This is a genomic window from Amycolatopsis sp. cmx-4-61, assembly GCF_046548775.1.
Classification (GTDB): domain Bacteria; phylum Actinomycetota; class Actinomycetes; order Mycobacteriales; family Pseudonocardiaceae; genus Amycolatopsis.
On record NZ_JAEBEI010000011.1, the window covers coordinates 119,774 to 139,996 of the forward strand.

Genomic DNA, 20,223 nt, shown 5'->3' on the forward strand with positions numbered 1-20,223 from the left:
GGTCAGCGCGTGGGCGGAACGCCGGCGAGGTTGCGCAGCTCCCGGACGGTGTCCGCCGCGTTCGCCACCAGCTCGGTCCGCTCGCGGGCGTCGGCGGAGTAGCGGTAGATCGCGGTCGGCCCGTCGCCGATCGCGATCGCCGCCACCAGGCGGCCTTCGGGGTCGCGGGTGAGCCCGGTCGTCACCGACACCTCCCGGCCGACCGTGTCGACCGTGGTGAGCGTCCGCTCCTTGTACCAGCCTCGCGTGGTCATCTTGGGCAGCTCCGGGGAATGGGAAACACAGGGGGATACGTCGTAGGACGCGGAGACCGCCCCGCGCGTTACGGCATACTGGTGCGGGTGATCCCCCGGCCGCACGTCCTGCTGTCCGCCGCGCAGTCGCTCGACGGCTACCTCGACGACACCTCGCCCGAGCGGCTCGTTCTGTCCACAAAGGACGACTTCGCGGTCGTCGACCGGCTGCGGGCCGAGGCCGACGCCATCTTCGTCGGAGCCGGTACGGTGCGGGCCGACAACCCGCGGCTGCTCGTCCGCGGACCGGAACTGCGGCAACAGCGCCTGGAGCAGGGCAGGCCCGAACAGCCCGTGAAGGTCACCGTGACCACCCGCGGCCTCGACCCGGACGCGCAGTTCTTCACCGTCGGGGACACCGAAAAGATCGTCTACGCGCCGCCCGGGGCCGCGGACGCGCTGAAGCACGTCGCCACCGTCGTCGACGCGGGCGACCCGCCGGACTTCGGCCGCATCCTCGACGACCTCGGCGAACGCGGCATCGAAAACCTGCTGGTCGAGGGCGGTGGCGGGATCCACACGCGCTTCCTCACCGAAGGCCTTGCCGACGAACTGCGGCTGGCGATCGCGCCGTTCTTCGTCGGGCAGCCGGACGCGCCGCGGTTCGTCGGGCCCGGCGTCTACCCGCGGCCGCTGATCCTGACGTCCGCCCGCGAGCTGCAGGGGATGGCGATCCTCGAGTACCGCGCGGCCGCCGAGCCGACCGGCCGGGACGTCGGGCGGCTCAAGGAGGCCATCGCGCTCGCCGCCGAGTGCCCGCCCAGCCACACCTTCCGGGTCGGCGCCGTGATCACCGACGCCGACGGCGAGGTCGTCGCGACCGGGCATTCCGGCGAGGGTGACCCGCACAACCACGCCGAAGAGGCCGCGCTGGCCAAGTGCGCCGGCGATCCGCGCTTGGCCGGCGCGACGGTGTACAGCTCACTGGAGCCGTGCAGCCACCGCAGTTCGCACCCGCGCAGCTGCACCCAGCTCATTCTCGACGCCGGGATCCCGCGGGTCGTCTTCGCCTGGCGCGAGCCGCCGGTCTTCGTCGACGCCCGGGGCACCGAGCTGCTGCGGCAGGCGGGGCGGCAGGTGGTCGAGGTTCCCGCGCTGACCCCGGAGGTCCAGCGCGAGAACACCCATCTCGACTTCCGGAGCGGGACCTAGCAGGCGCCGTTGTCCTGCCAGACGCCCCACTCGCCGGTGGTGCCGGGCTCTTCGCCCTGCGTCCACCACTTGGCCGTCCACTTGTGGCTGTTGTGCGAGACGACGTTGTCCTTGACGTAGACCTTCGTCCGGTCCCACTCCGCCGCGGTGCAGGTGCCGCCGCCCGGGGTGGTCGGGGTCGTCGTCACCGGCGGCGTCGTCTGCGGCGGCGTCGCGCCGGCGAAGCGGACGCTGAACTTCGTGAAGTCCCAGTCGTTCTGCGGGACGTTGCTGCAGACGCCGTTGTCCGTCGTGCCGACGCAGGCGCGGTCCCGGTTGACCGACCAGAACGTGAAGCGGCCGAGGCCGTGGCTGGTCGCGTAGTCGTACACCGTCTGGAAGTCCGAGGTGTAGAACATCTCCGCCGCGTCCGACTTGCCGTTCATGCCGGAAAAGCCTTCGTGCGCGTACGCGGTCGCGCTGTCCCAGCCCAGGTGCGACATCAGCAGGCCGTGGAACGCCTCCAGCGCCGAGACCTGCGACGAGCCGCCGTTGAACCCGCCGTCGAACGGCATGATCGAGAAGTTGTTCGGCGTGAAGCCGATCGACTTCGCCTGGTCGATGAGCTGCGTGCCGAACCAGCCGGTGCCGGCCGCGGTGCCCGGCATGGTCACCGACACGAACAGGCCCGGGTTGTTGGCCTGCAACGTCTTCGCGGCGCCCAGCTCGTTCGCGATCGCGGCGGTGTTCTCGTACTCGGGTTCTTCGAGGTCGAAGTCGATCGCCTTGAGCGAGTACTTCGTGATGACCTGCTGGTACGCGGCGGCGGTCGCGGCCACCGTCCCGCAGGTCTGGCCGAGCTTGGTGCCGCCGTAACCGCCGACGGACACCGAGACGTCGCCGCCCGCGCCGCGGATCCGCGAGATCACGTTCGCGACGGCGGTGTCGGAGGAGACCGCGGACGTCCCGTCCCAGGTCGGGCTGCAGCCGCCGCCGTTCGGCGCGAGGATGAACGCCAGCTGGAACGCCTTGAGCCCGGTCGCGTTCATCACGGTGACCGGGTCGGGCGGGTTGTTGCTCTGGGGCATCAGGTACGGCGCCGCGGCGTACCAGTTGTTGCTCAACGCCGCGGTCGCCGACGGCGCGCCGAGCACGAGGCTGACGGCGGTGGCGGCGAAAGTGGCGGCGGCGAGCCCGATGGCGGCCAGTCTGCTCCTGCGCATGAGCTGTCCTCCCGTGGGGGTCGAGGTGGACAGATCATTGGACTAGACCAATGGGGAAGTCAAGGCGCGAAAGTCGGTCGAGCGGTCAGTGCGGGCGAAAAGCGCCGGAATATCCGATATTCGTCCGGGAACTCACGCCGCGGGCAGCGACACGGCCACCACCAGGCCGCCCTCCGGCCGCGCCCGCGCCGTCACTTCGCCGCCGTGCGCGTGCGCCACCGACCGCACGATCGACAACCCGAGTCCCGTCCCTTCCGCCGCCACCCGGGCCCGGCGGTGGAACGGGTCGAACAGCGCCGGCACCTCCGCCGCCGGGATCACCGGGCCGCTGTTGGCCACCTCCAGCTCCACCCGGCCCGGCACCGACCGGGTCGTCACGCGCACCCAGCCGCCCGGCACGTTGTGGCGGACGGCGTTCTCCACCAGGTTGCCGGCCAGCCGTTCCAGCAGGACCGCGTCGCCGAGTGTCACCGCTTCGGCCAGTGACTGGTCCACTCCCGGCGGCGCGACCTGTGCGGCCAGCGCCGCCAGGTCCACCGGACTCCGCGAGGTCAGCGCGCTCTCCGACTTCGCCAGCAGCAGCAACCCGCTGATCAGCCTCTCGTTCCGCGCGTTGATCTGCAGCAGCTTGGTGCCGAGTTCCCGGACGTCGCTCCCGCGGCGCATCGCCACCTCGACCAGGGACCGGTTGAGCGTCAGCGGCGTGCGCAGCTCGTGGGACGCGTTCGCGACGAACCGGCGCTGGGCGTCGAACGACCGGTCGAGGCGCTCCACCATCACGTCGAACGCGTCGGCGAGGTCCTTCACCTCGTCTTCGGGCCCGCGCAGGGCGATCCGCGCGTGCCCGCCCGGGTCGGCCGCTGCGGCGATGCGGCGAGCCGTGTCCGTGACCTGCCGCAACGGCGCCAGCGCCCGGCCCGCCACCAGCCAGCCCACCGCCGCCGCCAATACCGCGACCCCGCCGAGGGCGATCGCCCCCTGCGTCAGCAGCGAGGTCGCCGCCGCCGCGCGCAGCTGCCGGGCCTGTTCGTCCAGGGCCGCCAGCGAGGGCAGCGGCGGCGCGCCGGGCGGCGGGGTGCCGGTGAGCACCGTGACCCGGTGCCCGACCTGCCGCGTGAACAGCAGGTACGTCACGCCCAGCAGGGCCACGCCGGCCAGCAGGAACAGGCCGCCGTAGAGCACGGTGAGCCGCAGCCGGAGGTTCACCGGAGCCGGTAGCCGACGCCGGTGACCGTCTCCACCAGCGGCGGGTCGCCGAGCTTGCGGCGCAGCTTCAGGACGGTGAGCCGGACCGCGCCGGTGAACGGGTCCGCGTGCTCGTCCCACACCTTCTCCAGCAGGTGTTCGGCGGACACGGTGGCGCCGTCGGCGCGCAGCAGCTCGGCGAGCACGGCGAACTCCTTTTTGGACAGAGGAAGGGGACGCCCGTCGCGGAACACCTCGTGGCGCGCGGGATCGAGTGTGACGCCGGAGCGGCGCAGCACCGGGGGCGCGGCCGGGCGGCAGCGCCGGCCCAGCGACTGGATGCGGGCGGCCAGCTCGGGGAAGGCGAACGGCTTCCCGAGGTAGTCGTCGGCGCCCAGCGACAGCCCGGTGACGCGGTCGGTGACCTCGGCGGCGGCGGTCAGCATCAGCACCCGTGTGGCCGCGCCGGCGGACACCAGCTCGCGGCAGACGTCGTCGCCGTGCACGACCGGCAGGTCCCGGTCGAGCACGACGACGTCGTAGTCGTGCACGGCGATCCGCTCGAGCGCCGCGCCGCCGTCGAGGGCGATGTCGACCGCGTGGGCGTCCTCGCGCAGCCACTCCGCGATCGCGTCCGCCAGCATCGGCTCGTCCTCCACCACCAGGACCCGCATGCCCCGATGATCGCCGCGCCCGTGTTTCTTCGCCGTTAGCGGCACCGGTAGAGCGTGTCCGCGCCCCCGGCGGCGCGCACCGGACCGGCGTGCCCGCCGTATTCGGCGGGGTCGACGACCGTGCAGTGGGCCTCGATCCAGCGTTGCCGTTCGCCCTGCGCCGGGCTCCGCGGCGGACCCGGCGGGGTGCCCGTGCCGCTCAGCACGAACCGCAGCTTGCCGTCGGCCAGCCAGCGGTCGAGCTGCGGCACGGACGGCGCGTTGTCCCGGCCGCCGAAGCCGCCCATCCCGATCACGGTCGCGTCCGAGTCGATGAGGAACGGCGCGACCACGCCCGCCTCGGCGTTCACCGCCAGGGTGATTTCGGTGCCGTTCCGGCGGGCGTGCTCGAGGATGCGGCGTTGCTCGTCGGACAGCGTCGCGGTGCCGTCCCCACCGGAAAGCACCAGCTTCCGGCCCGGTCCGCCGGGCGAGGGCGGGGGTGCCGCGCCCGGTCCGGTGGCGGGCCCGGCGGCGGGCAGGATCCCGGCCGACGTGCTCCGGGCGGCAGCGTACGACCACACCGCCGGGGTGAGCAGCAGCGGGACCAGCGCGGCGAGGAGGGCCCGCCGATCCGGCGCGACGACCAGCCAGGCGATCGCCGCGAGCCCCGTGCCGAGCACCGCCCAGCGGGTCCAGCCGTGGAACGACGTGTCGCGAGACGTCAGGACGAACGCCCAGGCCGCGCTGAGCGCGATCGCCACGGGGAGCAGCGAACGCCGGTGGCGGCGCCACAGCAACGCCAGGCCCGCGGCGGACACCGCGGCGACGGCGGGGGCCATCGCCGTCGTGTAGTACGGGTGCCAGATACCGCCGGCGAAGCTGAACACCACCGCCGTCACCAGCAGCCAGCCGCCCCACAGCAGCCAGCCGGCGTCGCGCCACCGACGGCCCAGGACGGCCAGGACGAGCAGCGACAGCGGCAACAGCCACGAGATCTGCCCGCCGACGACGTCGTTGAACATCCGGCCCACGCCGGGGTCGCCGCCGAAGGAGCTCATGGTCTGCTGCCCGTTGCGCATGATCACCATGCCGCCGCCCTCGCCGTTGCCGGAGAGGCGGCCGAAGCCGTTGTAGCCGAAGACGAGATCCCACGCGGAACCGTCTCGGCTGCCGCCCGTGTACGGCTTGGGGCCGGGCCACCAGTCGTGCAGAGCGATCCACCAGAACGACGAGACGGCCAGCACGACCCCGGCGGCGAGCAGGTCGATGAGCCTTCGCCGGACGGGCGCCGCGGTCCCGGTGAAGTAAGCGAGGGCGAACGCCGGGACGACGATCCACGCCTGCAGCATCTTGGTGAGGAAACCGCAGCCGACGAAGAAGGCGCACCAGAACAGCCACTTCCGCCCGTCTTGGAAGGAGCGGGTCAGCGCGTACGCGGCCGCGACGAGGAAGAGGACGAGCAGGGTGTCCGGGTTGTTGTCCCGGTTGATGATCACGGTGACGGGCGTGAGCGCCAGGATGACGGCGGCCAGGAGGGCGACGTTTTCGCCGGCCCAGAGCCGGACGGTCCGGTGGAGCAGGAAAACCGCCGCGACGCCTTCGAGCACCTGGGGCAGCAGCAGCGCCCAGCCGTGGTAGCCGAAGACGAGGACGGAAAGCGCTTGCGGCCACAGCGCCAGCGGCGGTTTGTCGACCGTGACGACGCCGTAGGGGTCGAAGGAGCCGAAGAGGAAGTCGGTGAAGCTCTCCGTCATCGACTTCGCGGCGGCGGAGTAGTAGGTGTTGCCGAACTGGCCGTCGCCGATCTTCCAGGCGTAGAGGACGGCGGCGCCGAGGCAGACGAGGAGAAGCGCCCGGGAGCGGGTCTTCGGAGGGGCGGCGGTGATCATGCCGCCACCCAACCCCGGCCCGCGTTTCCCGGGCGTTTCCGCTCAGCTGTTGTCGTTCAGGAAGTCGTAGTCCTTGCACTCGCCGGCGTGGTACCCGTCGGCTTCCTTCCAGTACCGGCAGAACTTGAAGCCGACGCGGGTCTCGGGGAGGTTGTAGACCCCGCCGTCGGCCGCGCTCTTCGTCACGCAGTTGCCGTTGCCGCCGACGTGCATCCAGTACAGCTGGACGCCGGTCGCCGGCGTGCCCTTGTAGACGTAGACGGCGACACCGCGGCCGTCCGCGTCGGTGTCGCAGATGTGGACGCGGTCGCCTTCCTCGGTGAAGGTGCCTTCGCCGCTCCAACCGGTCACGTCGCCGAAGGCGTCTCCGGTGTGGATGTGCTTCACGTGGTCAGCGGCGGAGGCGGGCGCCGCGAGGCCGGCCACGGAGATCAGTGCCGCGGCAGCCACGCCGAGAACCTTCTTCAAGTCTTCGTCCTTCCTTGGTGGGGAAGGCCGAGCGTAGCCACGGCGGCCTGCAATCCGCTTGCAGTCACTCCGACTCGAGGTCGCCCTCCAACGACAGGTAGACCTCGCGCATCCGCGCCAGCAGCTCGGGATCCGGTTCCGCCCACAGCCCGCGGTCCGCGGCCTCGTTCAGGCGTTCCACGATCCCGCGCAGCGCCCACGGGTTGGCCTGGCGCAGGAACTCCTGGTTCACCTCGTCCAGCACGTACGACTCGGTCAGCTTCTCGTACATCCAGTCGCCGACCACGCCCGCGGTCGCGTCGAAGCCGAACAGGTAGTCCACTGTGGCCGCCAGCTCGAACGCGCCCTTGTAGCCGTGCCGGCGCATCGCCGCGAGCCAACGCGGGTTCACCACGCGGGCGCGGAACACCCGGGCCGTCTCCTCGCCCAGCGTGCGCGTGCGGACCGCGTCCGGGGACGTGCTGTCGCCCACGTAGGACGCCGGGGCCGCACCCGTCAGGGCGCGGACCGTGGCGATCATGCCGCCGTGGTACTGGAAGTAGTCGTCCGAGTCCGCGATGTCGTGCTCGCGCGTGTCGGTGTTCTTCGCCGCCACCACGATCCGCTTGTACGAACTCTCCATGTCCTCGCGCGCCGGGCGGCCGTCCAGGTCGCGGCCGTACGCGAAGCCGCCCCACACCGCGTACACCTCGGCGAGGTCCTTGTCGTCGCGCCAGTTTCCGCTGTCCATCAGCGGCAGCAGGCCCGCGCCGTACGCGCCGGGCTTCGACCCGAAGATCCGGGTCGTCGCCCGGCGGGCGTCCCCGTGGGCGGCCAGGTCGGAAGCCACGTGCGCGCGGACGAAGTTCTCCGAATCCGGCTCGTCCAGACCGGCCACCAGCCGCACCGCGTCGTCCATGAGCGTGATCACGTGCGGGAACGCGTCGCGGAAGAACCCGCTGATCCGGACCGTGACGTCGATCCGGGGCCGGCCCAGCTCGGCCAGCGGGATCGCCTCGATGCCGGTGACGCGCCGCGAAGCCTCGTCCCACACCGGCTGGACGCCCAGCAGCGCCAGTACTTCCGCCGCGTCGTCGCCGGACGTCCGCATCGCCGACGTGCCCCACACCGAAAGCCCGACCGAGCGAGGCCAGTCGCCGGTGTCCTCGCGGTAGCGCTTCAGCAGCGAATCCGCCAGCGCCTGGCCGGTTTCCCAGGCGAGCCGGCTCGGGATGGCCTTCGGGTCGACGGTGTAGAAGTTGCGTCCGGTCGGCAGCACGTTGATCAGCCCGCGCAGCGGCGAACCGCTCGGCCCGGCCGGGATGTACCCGCCGTCCAGCGCGTGCAGCACCGAGTCCAGCTCCGCGGACGTCCCCGCGAGCCGGGGCACGATCTCCTCGGCGGCGAAGGAAAGCACCCGCGCGACCCCCTCGTCCGGGGCGACCGACGCGACCGCGGTCGGGTCCCAGCCGCGCATTTCCATCGTCCGGACGAGCTCGCGGGCCGTCTTCTCCACCGCGTCCACTTCGGACATCGGCGCGTCTTCCTTGAGGCCCAGTGCGGACCGCAGGCCCGGCACCGCGCCCTGCTTGCCGCCCCACATCTGGGACGCCCGGAGCATCGCGAGCACCAGGTTGACCCGCGCCTCGCCCGCCGGCGCCGCGCCCAGGACGTGCAGCCCGTCGCGGATCTGCGCGTCCTTCACCTCGCAGAGCCAGCCGTCGATGTGCAGCAGGAAGTCGTCGAACTCCGCATCGTGCGGCCGCTGCTCGATGCCGAGGTCGTGGTCCAGCTTGGCCGCCTGGATCAGCGTCCAGATCTGCTGGCGCACGGCCGGCAGCTTCGCGGGGTCCATCGCCGCGATGTTCGCGTGCTCGTCGAGCAGCTGCTCCAGCCGCGCCATGTCGCCGTAGGACTCCGCGCGTGCCATCGGCGGGATCAGGTGGTCGACGATCGTCGCGTGCGCCCGCCGCTTGGCCTGCGCGCCCTCGCCCGGGTCGTTGATCAGGAACGGGTAGATCAGCGGCAGGTTCCCGAGCACGGCGTCCGGCGCGCACGACGCCGAAAGTCCCGCGGTCTTGCCGGGCAGCCATTCGAGGGACCCGTGCTTGCCGAGGTGGACGACGGCGTGCGCGCCGAACTCCTCCTCCAGCCACCGGTAGGCGGCCAGGTAGTGGTGGCTCGGCGGCAGGTCAGGGTTGTGGTAGATCGCCACGGGGTTCTCACCGAACCCGCGCGGCGGCTGGATCATGATGATCACGTTGCCGCTCTGCAGGGACGCCAGCACGATGTCGCCGTGGTCGACGTAGAGCTCGCCGGGCGCCGGCCCCCAGTGCTCTTCGACGCCGGCACGCAGTTCGGCCGGGAGCGCGTCGAACCACTCCCGGTACCGCGCGGCGGGCACCCGGATCGGGTTCCCGGCCAGCTGTTCCTCGGTCAGCCACTCCGGGTCCTGGCCACCGGCCGCGATCAGCGCGTGGATCAGCGCGTCGCCGTCGGGCTGGTCGGTGCCGGTCGGGTCGACCCCCGGGAAGGCGTCCGGCCCCAGGTCGTACCCCGAAGCGCGCATCCGCCGCAGCAACTCGATGGCCGACGCGGGCGTGTCCAGCCCGACCGCGTTGCCGACGCGAGAGTGCTTCGTCGGGTACGCGGACAGCATCAACGCGATCCGCCGCTGCGCCGGAGGCGTGTGCCGCAGCCGGGCGTGCGCCAGCGCGATGCGGGCGACGCGGGAGGCGCGTTCGGCGTCCGGCACGTACCGGGGGAGACCGTCCTCGTCCAGCTCCTTGAACGAGAACGGCACGGTGATCAGCCGTCCGTCGAACTCCGGGACGGCCATCTGGTTCCCGGCGTCGAGCGGCGAGAGGCCGTCGTCGTTCGCGGCCCACGTCTCGCGGTCGCTCGTCAGGCACAGCGCCTGCAGGATCGGGACGTCGAGCGCGGCCATCTCGGCGACGTCCCAGGCCTCGTCGTCACCGCCCGCGCCCACCTCGGACGGCCGGGTGCCGCCCGCCGCGAGTACCGTGACCAGCAGGGCGTCCACGGAAGCCAGCTCGGCCATCATCTCCGGCTCGCGCGTGCGCAGCGAAGCACAGTAGATCGGCAACGCGCGCCCGCCCGCGGCTTCGATCTCGTCGGCGAGCGCGTGCACGAACGCGGTGTTCCCGGACAGGTGGTGCGCGCGGTAGTACAGGATGCCGATGACCGGGCCGTCGGACGCCGGAGCGGGACGCTCGAGGACGCCCCAGCCGGGCTGGGCGGCGGGCGGCTCGAAGCCGTCGCCGGTGAGCAGGAGCGTGTCGGAGAGGAACCGGTGCAGCTGGGTGAGGTTCGCCGGGCCGCCCTGCGCGAGGTAGGCGTGGGCCTCGGCGGCGATGCCGGCCGGCACGGTCGAGAGCTTCATCAGCTCGGCGTCCGGCGTCTGCTCCCCGCCGAGGACGACGACGTGCGCGCCCGACGCCCGCAGCGTGTCCAGGCCCTCCGGCCAGCTTCGCGGCGTGCCCAGGATCCGGGCGACGACGATCTTGACGCCGTCGAGCAGGCCCGGCAGCTCGGCGACGTCGAGCCGGGCCGGGTTGCCGAGCCGGTACTCGCCGCCGGACGAGCGGGCGCTGAGCAGGTCGGTGTCCGAAGTGGACAGAAGCAGGATCACGAGGTTCCTCCTCGGGGTCCGCGCCCCGGGTAGACGGGCGCGCCGGCCGGAGTTCCTGGCTCCCGGAGAGCACCGTCTCCGGTCACAGTGGCGGGACCGCCCCGGACTTCCACCGGGTTCCTCCACCTGCCGACGCGTGGGTATCGCACCCACTCTCCGGTGCTGGTGCAGGCGCGTCAAGGTGACGTTGGCCGGGTAGCCTGACGGCTTGGACGCCCTGCTCCGGAGCTTCACCGCCGCGCAGTCCGCGCGGCAGCCCTACCGCGCCCCGGGCGCCGTCGAGCTGGCGGCCGCCGAGGCCGGGTTCGCCGCGTTCCTCGACCGGGCCCCGCACCACCTCGGCGACCTCGGGTTTTCCACGCCGGACGACGCACTGGCCGTCCAGGAGCCCGGCGCCGAGCGCGCCTGGGGCCTTTACGCGGTCGACCGGTCCGCGCCGCCGTCCCTGGTGATCGAGGTGCCGCACGCGTCCTCGGACCTGCGGACGGACCGGCTCGGGCTGGCCCTCTTCCGGCGCGTCCCGGGCGCGGTCCTGGCCGTCGCGGGCGCGCACCGCCGCCGTGAGGACCCCGCCCACGACCCGCGGACCGTCTTCCACGTCGTCACCACGCTGCTGGCCCGGCGCGGCCTGCCGCAGGTCCAGCTGCACGGCTTCAACGACCGCACCCTGCCCGCGGCCGACGTCGTCCTGTCGGCCGGCGCCGCGGAGGCCGGCGATGCGGCCCGCCGGGCAGCGGACCGGCTCGAGGCCGCCGGGTTCCGCGTCTGCCGGGCCTGGGCAGAGCCCTGCCGCGGCCTGGCCGGGACGACGAACGTCCAGAGCCAGGCCGCCGCCGGGACGCCGTTCCTGCACGTCGAGCTCAGCCGGACCACCCGCGAAACCCGCCGCGGCGCCGTCGTCGACGCGCTCGCGGAGGCCGATCTGCGCAAACCCTAGGCCGACCGCTCGCCCAGCCGCGGGAACGGCTTCGTCGAGAACAGCACCTCGACCGAGACCTCGAAGAACTCCGCGATCCGCAGGGCCAGGTACAGCGAAGGGCTGTACTCGCCGCGCTCCAGGTAGCCGATCGTCTGGTAGTGCACCCCGAGGGCCTCGGCCAGCTGCCGCCGCGAGATCGACCGCTCCGCGCGCAGCATCGCGATCCGGTTGTAGACGACCTCACTCATGGCTACCCCACACGCTGCATGGCCCTCTGCCGCCGTTCGGCCAGCGACGAGCCCGCCTCGCGCCGCGCCATGCGGCGGAGCAGGACCGGGGCCAGCGCGAAGCCGAGCACCGCCCACGCGAGCAGCACCGCCACGGTCGCGACCGGCCGCCAGGACTGGCCGATCTCGACGACGACCGCGGCGTCCGGCAGCAGCGCCGACCGCATCCCGAGGCCCAGCCAGTACATCGGGAACACCTGCGCGACGTCCTGCAGCCAGCCCGGCAGCGCGGTGATCGGGTAGAAGATCCCGGAGATCGCGCCCATGCCCATCACCGGCAGGGTGATCAGGCCGATGGACCGCGGGCTGTTGGTCAGCGACCCCAGCGCCGCGCCGATCGGCATCGTCGCGGCCATGCCGAGCACCAGCACCCCGAGCAGGTGCAGGTACGACCAGCCGCCGTCCGGCGCCAGCGCGGAGAAGGCGAACAGGCACGGGATCAGCACCGCGGTCAGCGACGTGAGCTGCGCGATCGACAGCGCGGTCGTCTTCCCGATGAGGTAGCCGAGCATCCCGTTCGGGGTGGCCTTCGCGCGCAGCAGCGTGCCGTCTTCGCGGTCGACGGCCAGGTAGCCGGCGGCGCCGGTCAGCCCGTTGAACACGATGCCGGCGCCGAGCACGCCGGGCACGGTCGCCGCACCCAGCGAGAACGACGTGCCGGGCAGCGTGGCGTTGCGCATGAAGAACAACGTACCGAGGAAGAGCACGACGAAGACCAGCTGCCCCACCACGTCGTCGAGGTTGGTCCACGTCTGCTTGAACTCGATCCAGCCGCGGGCCAGCCCGGAGCGCACGGCGACGGTCCTGGCGTTCATCGCGCACCCGCTTCCTGGAGGCCGAGCTCCGTATCGCCGCCGGACTCCGCGCGGTGGACCAGCGTCATGTAGGTGTCCTCCAGCGACGCCCGGCGGACTTCCAGGTCCGCGACGGCGTCGCCGTGCTGCTTGAACAGGTCGTACACGTACTTCGTCGCTTCGGTCGTCGAGTGGACGAACCGCTGGCCGCCGACGCTCCAGCGGACCTCGGCCTCCCCGGAGATCTGCCGGCTGAGCTCGTCGGCCGAGCCGTCGGCGACGATCCGGCCGCCGTTGAGGATGAGGATCCGGTCGGCCAGCTTCTCGGCCTCGTCGAGGTCGTGCGTGGTCAGCAGGATCGTCGTGTCGAGCTCGTCGGACAGGCGGTGCACCAGGTCGTGGAACTCGCGCCGGGCCTCGGGGTCGAAGCCCGCGGTCGGCTCGTCGAGGAACAGCAGCTCGGGACGGCCGACGATGCCGATGGCGACGTCGAGCCGCCGCCGCTGGCCGCCGGAGAGCTGCTTGAGCTTCTTGTGCGCGTGCTCGGTGAGCCCGACGGTGGCGATCAGCTCGTCGGTGTCCCAGGGCCGCGGGCGCGACGCCGTCGAGTACGGCGCGTAGTACCGGCCGAGGTGCGCGAGCAGCTCGCGGATGCGCCACTTCCCGTGGTCGCGCCAGGACTGGAGCACGACCCCCAGCCGCGCCCGCCACTCCTCGCCGCCCTGCGCCGGGTCGGTGCCCAGCACGCTCACCTCGCCGGCCGACCGCATGCGGAAGCCTTCGAGGATCTCGATCGTCGTCGTCTTGCCCGCGCCGTTCGGCCCGAGCAGCCCCACGACCTCCCCGCGGTACGCCTCGAAGTCGACGCCGTGGAGCACGTCGTTGGTGCCGTACCGCATCCGCAGCCCGCGCACGCGGACGACGGAATCGGCCGGATCTCTCATCGTGGTCACCCCCATCTGACTGATGCGGCCGAATGTAGCACACCTACTACATATGATCAGACCTCTACGGTCAGGGGAACTTGACCTCCGGTCACCCGGTTCGCCAGGCATGGGAACTTGGCTGGGGCTGGCCCTTCCGGGCGGCGTGGTGATCCTGCTGGTCATGGCGGCGATCGAACTGCGGCCGCGCAAGGACGGCTCGCGCTTCAAGGCGCGGCTGTCCGCGACCTACCTCGAAGAGACCACCGCGTTCCTCTACGGCACCAAACGACGTGAGCTGGAACACCGGGAAACGATGTCGATGCTCGTCGAGCTGGACGCCGAAGGCGCGCCACCCCGGCATGACGTGGACCTGGACGCCGGAACGGCCCGGATCCGGCCGCGTCCAGAGCCGGGGGAGCCGGAAAACCGCCAGCTACAGTGACCTCATGCCGACCCCAGCACGTGTGCGAGCCGACGCGTGCCCCGGTGTTTTCGCACCCCACGACGCCGCCGACGGGCCGTTGGCCCGGGTGCGGCTGCCCGGCGGCACGATTTCCGCAGCGCAGCTGCGCGCGCTGGCCGACGCGGCGGAAGCCTGCGGCGACGGCGACCTCCACCTCACCTCGCGCGGCAACGTCCAGCTCCGCGGCGTCACCCGGCCCGGTCTCGCGGCCCGGCTGAGCGATGCCGGCCTGCTGCCGTCGCCGTCGCACGAGCGGGTCCGCAACGTCCTCGCGTCGCCGTTGAGCGGCGTGCGCGGCGGCCTCGCCGACGTCCGCGGCCTGGCGGCGTCCCTGGACGACGTGCTGTGTTCGACGCCGGAGCTGGCGTCGCTGCCGGGACGGTTCCTCTTCGCCTTCGACGACGGCCGCGGCGACGTCGCGGGCGAAGGCGCCGACGTCTGCTGGCACGCTCTCGATGCCGGAACGGGAACTTTGCTGCTCGCCGGCGGGGACACCGGACGGCGGGTGGCCCACACCGACGCCGTCGCGGCCCTGATCGACGTCGCCCTGGAGTTCTGCCGCGTCCGCGGGGCCGCTTGGCGCGTCGCCGAACTCGACGACCCGGCCTGGCGCGGGGCACCGGTGCCGCGGGCGGCCGCCGAGGTCCCGGCCGGGTTGATCGAGCGGGACGGCGGGTTCGCCGCCGGGGTCGTGCCGCGCTTCGGGCAGCTTTCGGCGGCGCAGGCGCGGGCGCTGGCGGAGTTCGGGACCGCGCTGGTGACGCCGTGGAAGTCCGTGGTCCTGCCGGACGTGCCCGCCGACGTCTTCGCGCGGCTGGGGTTCGGGGGCGAGCCCTTGGGGACCACCGCGTGCATCGGCCGTCCGGGCTGCGCGAAGTCGCGCGCCGACGTCCGGGCCGACGCGCTGTTCCGGCCCGGCCTGCGCGCGCACTTCTCGGGCTGCGAACGGCGGTGCGGGAAGCCGTCGCAGTCCCATGTGGACGTTGTCGCCGAAGCGGGGGGCTACCGCATCGACGGCCGCTGGGTGCCGCTCGACGAGATGGAAGGGAACCTGTGATCGACTACCTGCGGGACGGTGCCGAGATCTACCGGCACTCGTTCGCCACGATCCGCGAGGAGGCGGACCTGGCGATCCTGCCCGACGACGTGGCCGGGCTCGCGGTCCGGATGATCCACGCCTGCGGCATGGTCGATCTGGTCGACGACCTGCGCTACACGCTCGACGTCGTCGAGTCCGGCCGCGCCGCGCTCGAAGCCGGCGCGCCGATCCTGTGCGACGCGCAGATGATCGCCAGCGGCGTCACCCGCCGTCGCCTGCCCGCGGACAACGACGTGCTCTGCACGCTCTCGGACCCGGCGGTGCCCGGTCTGGCCGAGCGGATGGGCACCACGCGCTCGGCCGCCGCGCTGGAACTGTGGCGCGACAAGCTGCCCGGCTCGGTCGTGGCGATCGGCAACGCGCCGACGGCGTTGTTCCGCCTGCTCGAGATCCTCGACGAAGGCGTCGGCGCGCCCGCGGCGATCATCGGCGTCCCGGTCGGGTTCGTCGGCGCGGTGGAGTCCAAAGTGGAGCTGGCCAAGCGGGCGCCCGCGCCCTACCTCGTGGTGCACGGGCGCCGGGGTGGCAGCGCGATGGCCGTCGCGGCGATCAACGCACTCGCGAGCGCCGAAGAATGACGGGCACGCTGTACGGCGTCGGGCTCGGTCCCGGCGACCCGGAACTGATGACGGTCAAAGCGGCCCGCCTGATCTCCGAGGCGTCGGTGATCGCCTACCACTGCGCGCGGCACGGGCGCAGCATCGCGCGGTCGGTCGCCGAGCCGTACCTGCGCGAGGGCCAGATCGAGGAGAAGCTCGTCTACCCGGTGACGACCGAGACGACCGACCACCCGGGCGGCTACGAGGGCGCGATCGCCGACTTCTACGAGCTGAGCGCGAAACGGCTGGCCGAACACCTCGACGCGGGCCGCGACGTGGTCCTGCTCTGCGAGGGCGACCCGTTCTTCTACGGCTCGTACATGTACATGCACGAGCGGCTGGCCGGCCGCTTCGAGGCGGTGGTCGTCCCGGGCGTGACGTCGGTGAGCGCGGCGTCCTCGGTGTTCGGCCGCCCGCTGGTGCAGCGCGACGAGGTCCTGACGGTACTCCCGGGCACGCTCCCGGCGCCGGAGCTGGCGCGCAGGCTGGCGGACACCGACGCGGCAGCGGTGCTGAAGCTGGGCCGGACGTTTTCGTCGGTGCGCGAGGCGTTCGCGGAGGCCGGCAAGCTGGACGACGCCGTGTACGTCGAGCGTGCCACCTGGGGACAGCAGCGCGTCGAGCCGTTGGCTTCGGTCGATCCTGCGTCCGTGCCGTACTTCTCGCTGGCGCTGCTGCCTTCGCCGGCTTACGCGTCACGGGTTTCGCCTGCTCCCGCGGCCTCTTCGCCTTCGTCGGGTGGTGAGGTCGTCGTCGTGGGCCTCGGCCCGGCCGGTCCGGAATGGCTGACCCCCGAGGCGGCCGCGGAGCTTTCGGCCGCGGAGCACATCGTCGGGTACGGGCCGTATGTCGCGCGGGTACCGCAGAAGGCGGGCCAGCAGCGGCACGCGTCGGGCAACCGGGTGGAGGCGGACCGCGCCCGCGAGGCCCTCGACCTGGCGGCTTCCGGCGCCCGGGTCGCGGTCGTGTCCTCGGGCGACCCGGGCGTGTTCGCGATGGCGTCGGCGGTGCTGGAGCAGGTGTCTTCGGGCCACGGCACCGGCGTCCGGGTCCGGATCGTGCCCGGTGTGACGGCAGCCCAAGCGGCGGCGTCCCGGGTGGGCGCACCGCTGGGCCACGACTACTGCGTGCTGTCGCTGTCGGATCGCCTGAAGCCGTGGGAGATCATCGAAAAGCGCTTGGACGCAGCGGGCGCGGCGGACCTGGTGCTGGCGTTGTACAACCCGGCATCCCGCTCCCGCACGACCCAGCTGGCGGACGCGCGTGCTGTCCTGCTGCGCCACCGAGCTGCTGCGACGCCGGTCGTGGTGGCCAGGGACGTGGGTGGCCCGGAGGAGGACATCCGCATCACGACGCTGGGCGAGCTGGACCCGTCCACGGTGGACATGCGCTGCCTGCTGATCGTGGGTTCGTCTCGCACCCGCTCCGAGAACGGCCTCGTCTGGACGCCCCGCAGCTACTAGCGCCCCAATGTGGCCTTGGTTGCGTCAGACGCACCCAAGGCGGCCTTCGGTGCGTGAGACGCACCGAAGGCCACATTGGGGCGCACGGGTCAGCGCGTCGGGTCCTTGCCGTTCGGCTGGCTCGGGCCCGGGCCCGGGGACCACCACCCCGGCACCGTCTTCTCCCCGTGGACGACCGTCGGCGCGATGCCCTCGGTGAACGGCTCGATCTGCAGCAGCTGGCCCCACGACTGGCTCGGCTGGCCGATCAGGTAGCTCGGTACCTCCGGCTCTTCGGCCAGCTCCTCCAGCCAGCCGATCGGCCCGCCGTTCGTCGAGGACGCCCACTGGGCCTCGTCCGCCAGGCCGCCCGCCGTGATGCGGTAGTCGGGGACCTGGGAGATTCCGTCGTGCGACGTCACCGGCTGCACACACGGGTACACGAACGAAGCCGGCCAGTCCACGTACACCGGCTTCGAGCCGATGCGGTCCGTCAGCGTCGTGAACGTCGGGACGCGCGGGGCCGAGGCCGCGATCCAGCCGTCTTCCGTCAGGTCGTTGTCCACGATGTTGATCCGGACCGCGTTCGTCTCCGGCGGGAGGTCGCGCAGGTTGATGCGGGTGTCGTTCCAGCCGTTGGTGCCCGCGCCCGGCGGGAGCATGAACTGGCTGCGCAGGATCTTCACACCCTCCGGCGTGTTGACGCCGTAGTCGAGGCTCACCGACGTCGGACGCCGCGCCGCGCCCGCCGTGGCCACCACGATCTGGCCGTCCGCCGGCTTCTCCGTCAGCGCGTACCAGTCGCTGCGCAGCCGCCCCGCGCGCGTCTCCGGGTCGAGGTAGCTCGACCACATCGGGACCTTCTCCGGCGTGAACCCGTGCGGCGGCTCGGCCAGCGGGTCCTTGTCGTCGACCGGGCGGGTGTGGAAACCGGTCTGGACGCGGCCGTTGTCCTGGTCCGGGTTCGGCAGCGGGGAGTTCTCCGGCTCCTTCGGCTTCTCCGCCACCGTCCGCTGCTCGGCCTGCGCGTGCAGGATGCTCGTCGCCGCGTCGCGCTCGACCATCACGTGGTCGGAGAGGTTGCAGCTCTTGCCGAACAGGTGCCCGATGTTCGCCGCACCCAGGCTGTAGCTGCCGGACTGGTTGTGGATCGCCCACGCCATCGTGACGAACTCGCCCGCCGCGACCAGGCCGCAGACCACCACCAGCGACAGCGACCCGAGCCGCAGTGCGCGCAACCGGCCCTCCTGGGGCTGGGCCGGCAGCCCCGGCCGGTGCGCGCGGACGTTCTCCACGAACGCGTATATCCCGGCGATCGCGGCGGCGACCAGCAGGATCGTCGACAGCGGGATGCCGCCGACCGACGGCGCCACGTTCGTCCACTGGACGCCGAGACGCGAGACGAACCAGTACGTGTTCGGCCCGGTCGCGGCGAGCGCGGCGACCACCAGCAGCGCCGCCAGGAAGGCCGCGCGGTTGCGCTGGGACCGCAGCACCGTCGAGCTCGTCGCGAGCGCGGCCAGCGCCGCCATCGACGCGCCGACCGCGGCGAACGCACCGAAGTGGTGCGTCCACTTCGTCGGCGTCAGGGCGAGGAGCAGGAAGAACAGCGCCGTCGTGCCGATCAGGCGGCGCGCCGGGCCGAGTGCCGCGCCGGGGATCCGGCTGCGGCGCAGCAGCACCACCAGGCAGGTGGCCGTGCAGAGCACGACCAGCAGCACCGGGAACCGGCGCGGCGCCGAGCCGTCCGGCAGGTCGGCGAACAGCAGCTGGTAGCGCGCGAGCTCCTGGAACCACGACAGGTTCGGGCCCACCTGCGTGCGGATCCGGGTCGCTTCCTGCACGGTCGCGAACGTCTGGTCGGCGAACACGACGACCAGCACCAGCAGCCCGGCCGCGGCGATCGGCGCGAGCACCGGGATCCAGCCGTTCTCGTTCGCACGCTGGCGGATCAGCTTGAACAGCGGGCGCGCGGCGACCAGGAACGGCGCCACCGCGATCAGCCCGGTCGGCGTCGCGGCCAGGGTGAACCCGGCCGCGGTCAGGCCGAGGCACAGGGGCAGCAGCCGTCGCGTCACCAGCGTGCGCTCCACGGCGCAGATCGCCAGCAACGAGCCGAGCGCGGCCACCGGTTCCGGGCGGACGCCGTTGTTGTAGGGCATCCACCAGATCAGGAACACCGTCGCCGCCGCCCAGCTGGCCGGGCGGCTGGTGCGGATCTGGCTGCCCAGGCGCGGCATCACCTCGCGGCTGATCAGCAGCCAGCTGAGCACCCCGAGCAGGAACGACGGCAGCCGGATCCACGGCGGCACCGTGCTGACGTGCGTCATCAGCTCGTAGACGTGGTAGAACCAGCCGAACGGCGCCTCGGCGACGCCGAACCAGCGGTGGTAGTTCGTCAGGTAGCCGGTCGCCTCGGTGACCCGGGCCATCGTGAGGATGTAGCCGTCGTCCGAGGTCACCGGCCCGATGAAGACCCACGCGCCGAGCGCGGCGATCACCGTGACGTCCCGCGCGGAAAGCCGCCACCAGCCGACCGGCGCCCAGCGCGGCGCGCGTCGGGCGAACCCGGAGTCGCGGCGCCAGACCGCGATCAGGCAGCCGATCAGCGACAGCACGGCGAGCACGCCGACGACGATCTTCAGCGCGGTCGGCGACGTCTGGTACCGCGTGTCCGGCACGACCGAGACGTGCAGGCCGGCGATCGGGTCCTTGCTCGAGTTGATCGAGGAGTAGATGCCCACCACGCGGGGACGGACGTCCCCGTTCGCGTGGAAGATCGGCGTCCCCGCGACGGCGAGGGTCATCTGCGTCGCGTCGACGTCCAGCTCGACGTCGCACTTTTCGGCGGGCAGCGGCTGCTGGGCGAGCTGCTGGCCCTGGCTGGAGGCGAGCAGCACGCCGTTGTCGACGCGCAGCTGCAGGCCGACGCCGTTGCCGGCCTTCGGGTCGGTGCGGCCGTCCGGCACGGTGGCGAACAGCAGGCCCGGGCCGTTCGTGCGCGCGTCGACCGAGCGGATGGCCGCGCACGGCAGTTCGGCGCGCAGGTCCTCGGCCCAGTACCCGGTCAAGGGCGCGTTGACGGAGCGGGTGTCGCTGCCGGTCGGCCAGACGACCTCCGCCGTGTCCTGCACCACCGGCAGGAAGGGGAAAGCCAGCGCGCACAAGGCCGAGAGCAACCCCAGCGCTACGGCAATCAGACGCATCGGCGCAACGCT

17 protein-coding genes and 1 riboswitch are annotated in these 20,223 nt (G+C 72.5%); of the genes, 6 read left to right on the forward strand and 11 right to left on the reverse strand.

All coding sequences use genetic code 11. From position 1 onward, the window contains the following. Positions 1-2 precede the first annotated feature (2 nt). On the reverse strand, positions 3-254 hold the full coding sequence (locus ACLJOU_RS27995; RefSeq protein WP_410571312.1) for a hypothetical protein: 252 nt from the start codon (positions 252-254) through the stop codon (positions 3-5). Between the two features lie 87 nt (positions 255-341). On the opposite strand from ACLJOU_RS27995, the gene ACLJOU_RS28000 reads away from it, so the two are divergent. Beyond that, positions 342-1,445 (forward strand): dihydrofolate reductase family protein, encoded by a 1,104-nt coding sequence (locus ACLJOU_RS28000; protein ID WP_410571313.1) that lies wholly within the window; start codon positions 342-344, stop codon positions 1,443-1,445. Here the strand turns inward: ACLJOU_RS28000 and ACLJOU_RS28005 are convergent. The 6 genes from ACLJOU_RS28005 to cobN form a co-directional block, all read right to left on the reverse strand. Then, a complete protein-coding gene (locus ACLJOU_RS28005) occupies positions 1,442-2,647 on the reverse strand; it encodes a chitinase (RefSeq protein WP_410571315.1) in 1,206 nt (401 codons plus the stop codon). The genes ACLJOU_RS28000 and ACLJOU_RS28005 overlap by 4 nt on opposite strands. A gap of 132 nt (positions 2,648-2,779) precedes the next feature. Then, entirely contained in the window at positions 2,780-3,853 is a 1,074-nt protein-coding gene (locus tag ACLJOU_RS28010) for a sensor histidine kinase (RefSeq protein ID WP_410571316.1), read from the reverse strand. Beyond that, the gene (locus tag ACLJOU_RS28015) at positions 3,850-4,506 is read right to left on the reverse strand and encodes a response regulator transcription factor (protein WP_410571318.1); all 657 of its coding nucleotides are present in this window, start codon (positions 4,504-4,506) and stop codon (positions 3,850-3,852) included. Before ACLJOU_RS28015 ends, ACLJOU_RS28010 begins: the two co-directional genes overlap by 4 nt. A 35-nt stretch (positions 4,507-4,541) precedes the next feature. Then, a complete protein-coding gene (locus tag ACLJOU_RS28020; protein ID WP_410571320.1) occupies positions 4,542-6,377 on the reverse strand; it encodes an ArnT family glycosyltransferase in 1,836 nt (611 codons plus the stop codon). Between the two features lie 42 nt (positions 6,378-6,419). Further along, positions 6,420-6,845 (reverse strand): hypothetical protein, encoded by a 426-nt coding sequence (locus ACLJOU_RS28025; RefSeq protein ID WP_410571322.1) that lies wholly within the window; start codon positions 6,843-6,845, stop codon positions 6,420-6,422. Positions 6,846-6,909: 64 nt separating this feature from the next. Next, positions 6,910-10,476 (reverse strand): cobaltochelatase subunit CobN, encoded by a 3,567-nt coding sequence (gene cobN / locus ACLJOU_RS28030; protein WP_410571324.1) that lies wholly within the window; start codon positions 10,474-10,476, stop codon positions 6,910-6,912. Positions 10,477-10,525: 49 nt separating this feature from the next. Beyond that, a riboswitch (cobalamin riboswitch) is annotated at positions 10,526-10,599 on the reverse strand. Positions 10,600-10,684: 85 nt separating this feature from the next. Between cobN and ACLJOU_RS28035 the strand changes: the two genes are divergently transcribed. Next, on the forward strand, positions 10,685-11,413 hold the full coding sequence (locus ACLJOU_RS28035; RefSeq protein ID WP_410571325.1) for a hypothetical protein: 729 nt from the start codon (positions 10,685-10,687) through the stop codon (positions 11,411-11,413). On the opposite strand, the gene ACLJOU_RS28040 is transcribed toward ACLJOU_RS28035, so the two are convergent. Genes ACLJOU_RS28040 through ACLJOU_RS28050 form a run of 3 tightly spaced genes read right to left on the reverse strand, consistent with a single transcriptional unit; the run spans position 11,410 to position 13,420 of the window. Further along, a complete protein-coding gene (locus ACLJOU_RS28040) occupies positions 11,410-11,643 on the reverse strand; it encodes a helix-turn-helix transcriptional regulator (protein WP_043784651.1) in 234 nt (77 codons plus the stop codon). The genes ACLJOU_RS28035 and ACLJOU_RS28040 overlap by 4 nt on opposite strands. Before the next feature lie 2 nt (positions 11,644-11,645). Then, the gene (locus tag ACLJOU_RS28045; protein WP_410571327.1) at positions 11,646-12,497 is read right to left on the reverse strand and encodes an ABC transporter permease; all 852 of its coding nucleotides are present in this window, start codon (positions 12,495-12,497) and stop codon (positions 11,646-11,648) included. Further along, positions 12,494-13,420 carry an ABC transporter ATP-binding protein gene (locus ACLJOU_RS28050; RefSeq protein ID WP_410571329.1) on the reverse strand — a complete coding sequence of 309 codons (927 nt, stop codon included), beginning with the start codon at positions 13,418-13,420 and terminating at the stop codon, positions 12,494-12,496. The genes ACLJOU_RS28045 and ACLJOU_RS28050 overlap by 4 nt, the downstream gene beginning before the upstream one ends. A gap of 109 nt (positions 13,421-13,529) precedes the next feature. Between ACLJOU_RS28050 and ACLJOU_RS28055 the strand changes: the two genes are divergently transcribed. From ACLJOU_RS28055 to ACLJOU_RS28070, 4 genes are read left to right on the forward strand one after another with little or no spacing between them, the layout of a single operon-like run. After that, positions 13,530-13,844, forward strand: coding sequence for a DUF6191 domain-containing protein (locus tag ACLJOU_RS28055; protein WP_410571331.1), 315 nt, complete (start codon positions 13,530-13,532; stop codon positions 13,842-13,844). Positions 13,845-13,848: 4 nt separating this feature from the next. Continuing rightward, positions 13,849-14,922: a precorrin-3B synthase gene (locus ACLJOU_RS28060; protein ID WP_410571332.1), complete on the forward strand. Its 1,074-nt coding sequence runs from the start codon at positions 13,849-13,851 to the stop codon at positions 14,920-14,922. After that, positions 14,919-15,542: a precorrin-8X methylmutase gene (locus ACLJOU_RS28065; protein ID WP_410571333.1), complete on the forward strand. Its 624-nt coding sequence runs from the start codon at positions 14,919-14,921 to the stop codon at positions 15,540-15,542. Before ACLJOU_RS28060 ends, ACLJOU_RS28065 begins: the two co-directional genes overlap by 4 nt. Further along, positions 15,539-17,026 (forward strand): precorrin-2 C(20)-methyltransferase, encoded by a 1,488-nt coding sequence (locus tag ACLJOU_RS28070; RefSeq protein WP_410571335.1) that lies wholly within the window; start codon positions 15,539-15,541, stop codon positions 17,024-17,026. The genes ACLJOU_RS28065 and ACLJOU_RS28070 overlap by 4 nt, the downstream gene beginning before the upstream one ends. Positions 17,027-17,115: 89 nt before the next feature. On the opposite strand, the gene ACLJOU_RS28075 is transcribed toward ACLJOU_RS28070, so the two are convergent. Then, entirely contained in the window at positions 17,116-20,211 is a 3,096-nt protein-coding gene (locus ACLJOU_RS28075; protein WP_410571336.1) for an arabinosyltransferase domain-containing protein, read from the reverse strand. Positions 20,212-20,223 lie beyond the last annotated feature (12 nt).

Excerpts from the sequence above, each read along its gene's own strand:
- ACLJOU_RS27995 (WP_410571312.1), bottom strand. The coding sequence starts at position 254 with ATGACCACGCGAGGCTGGTACAAGGAGCGGACGCTCACCACGGTCGAC.
- ACLJOU_RS28005 (WP_410571315.1), bottom strand. The coding sequence starts at position 2,647 with ATGCGCAGGAGCAGACTGGCCGCCATCGGGCTCGCCGCCGCCACTTTC.
- ACLJOU_RS28015 (WP_410571318.1), bottom strand. The coding sequence starts at position 4,506 with ATGCGGGTCCTGGTGGTGGAGGACGAGCCGATGCTGGCGGACGCGATC.
- ACLJOU_RS28020 (WP_410571320.1), bottom strand. The coding sequence starts at position 6,377 with ATGATCACCGCCGCCCCTCCGAAGACCCGCTCCCGGGCGCTTCTCCTC.
- ACLJOU_RS28040 (WP_043784651.1), bottom strand. The coding sequence starts at position 11,643 with ATGAGTGAGGTCGTCTACAACCGGATCGCGATGCTGCGCGCGGAGCGG.
- ACLJOU_RS28045 (WP_410571327.1), bottom strand. The coding sequence starts at position 12,497 with ATGAACGCCAGGACCGTCGCCGTGCGCTCCGGGCTGGCCCGCGGCTGG.
- ACLJOU_RS28050 (WP_410571329.1), bottom strand. The coding sequence starts at position 13,420 with ATGAGAGATCCGGCCGATTCCGTCGTCCGCGTGCGCGGGCTGCGGATG.
- ACLJOU_RS28055 (WP_410571331.1), top strand. The coding sequence starts at position 13,530 with ATGGGAACTTGGCTGGGGCTGGCCCTTCCGGGCGGCGTGGTGATCCTG.
- ACLJOU_RS28060 (WP_410571332.1), top strand. The coding sequence starts at position 13,849 with ATGCCGACCCCAGCACGTGTGCGAGCCGACGCGTGCCCCGGTGTTTTC.
- ACLJOU_RS28070 (WP_410571335.1), top strand. The coding sequence starts at position 15,539 with ATGACGGGCACGCTGTACGGCGTCGGGCTCGGTCCCGGCGACCCGGAA.
- ACLJOU_RS28075 (WP_410571336.1), bottom strand. The coding sequence starts at position 20,211 with ATGCGTCTGATTGCCGTAGCGCTGGGGTTGCTCTCGGCCTTGTGCGCG.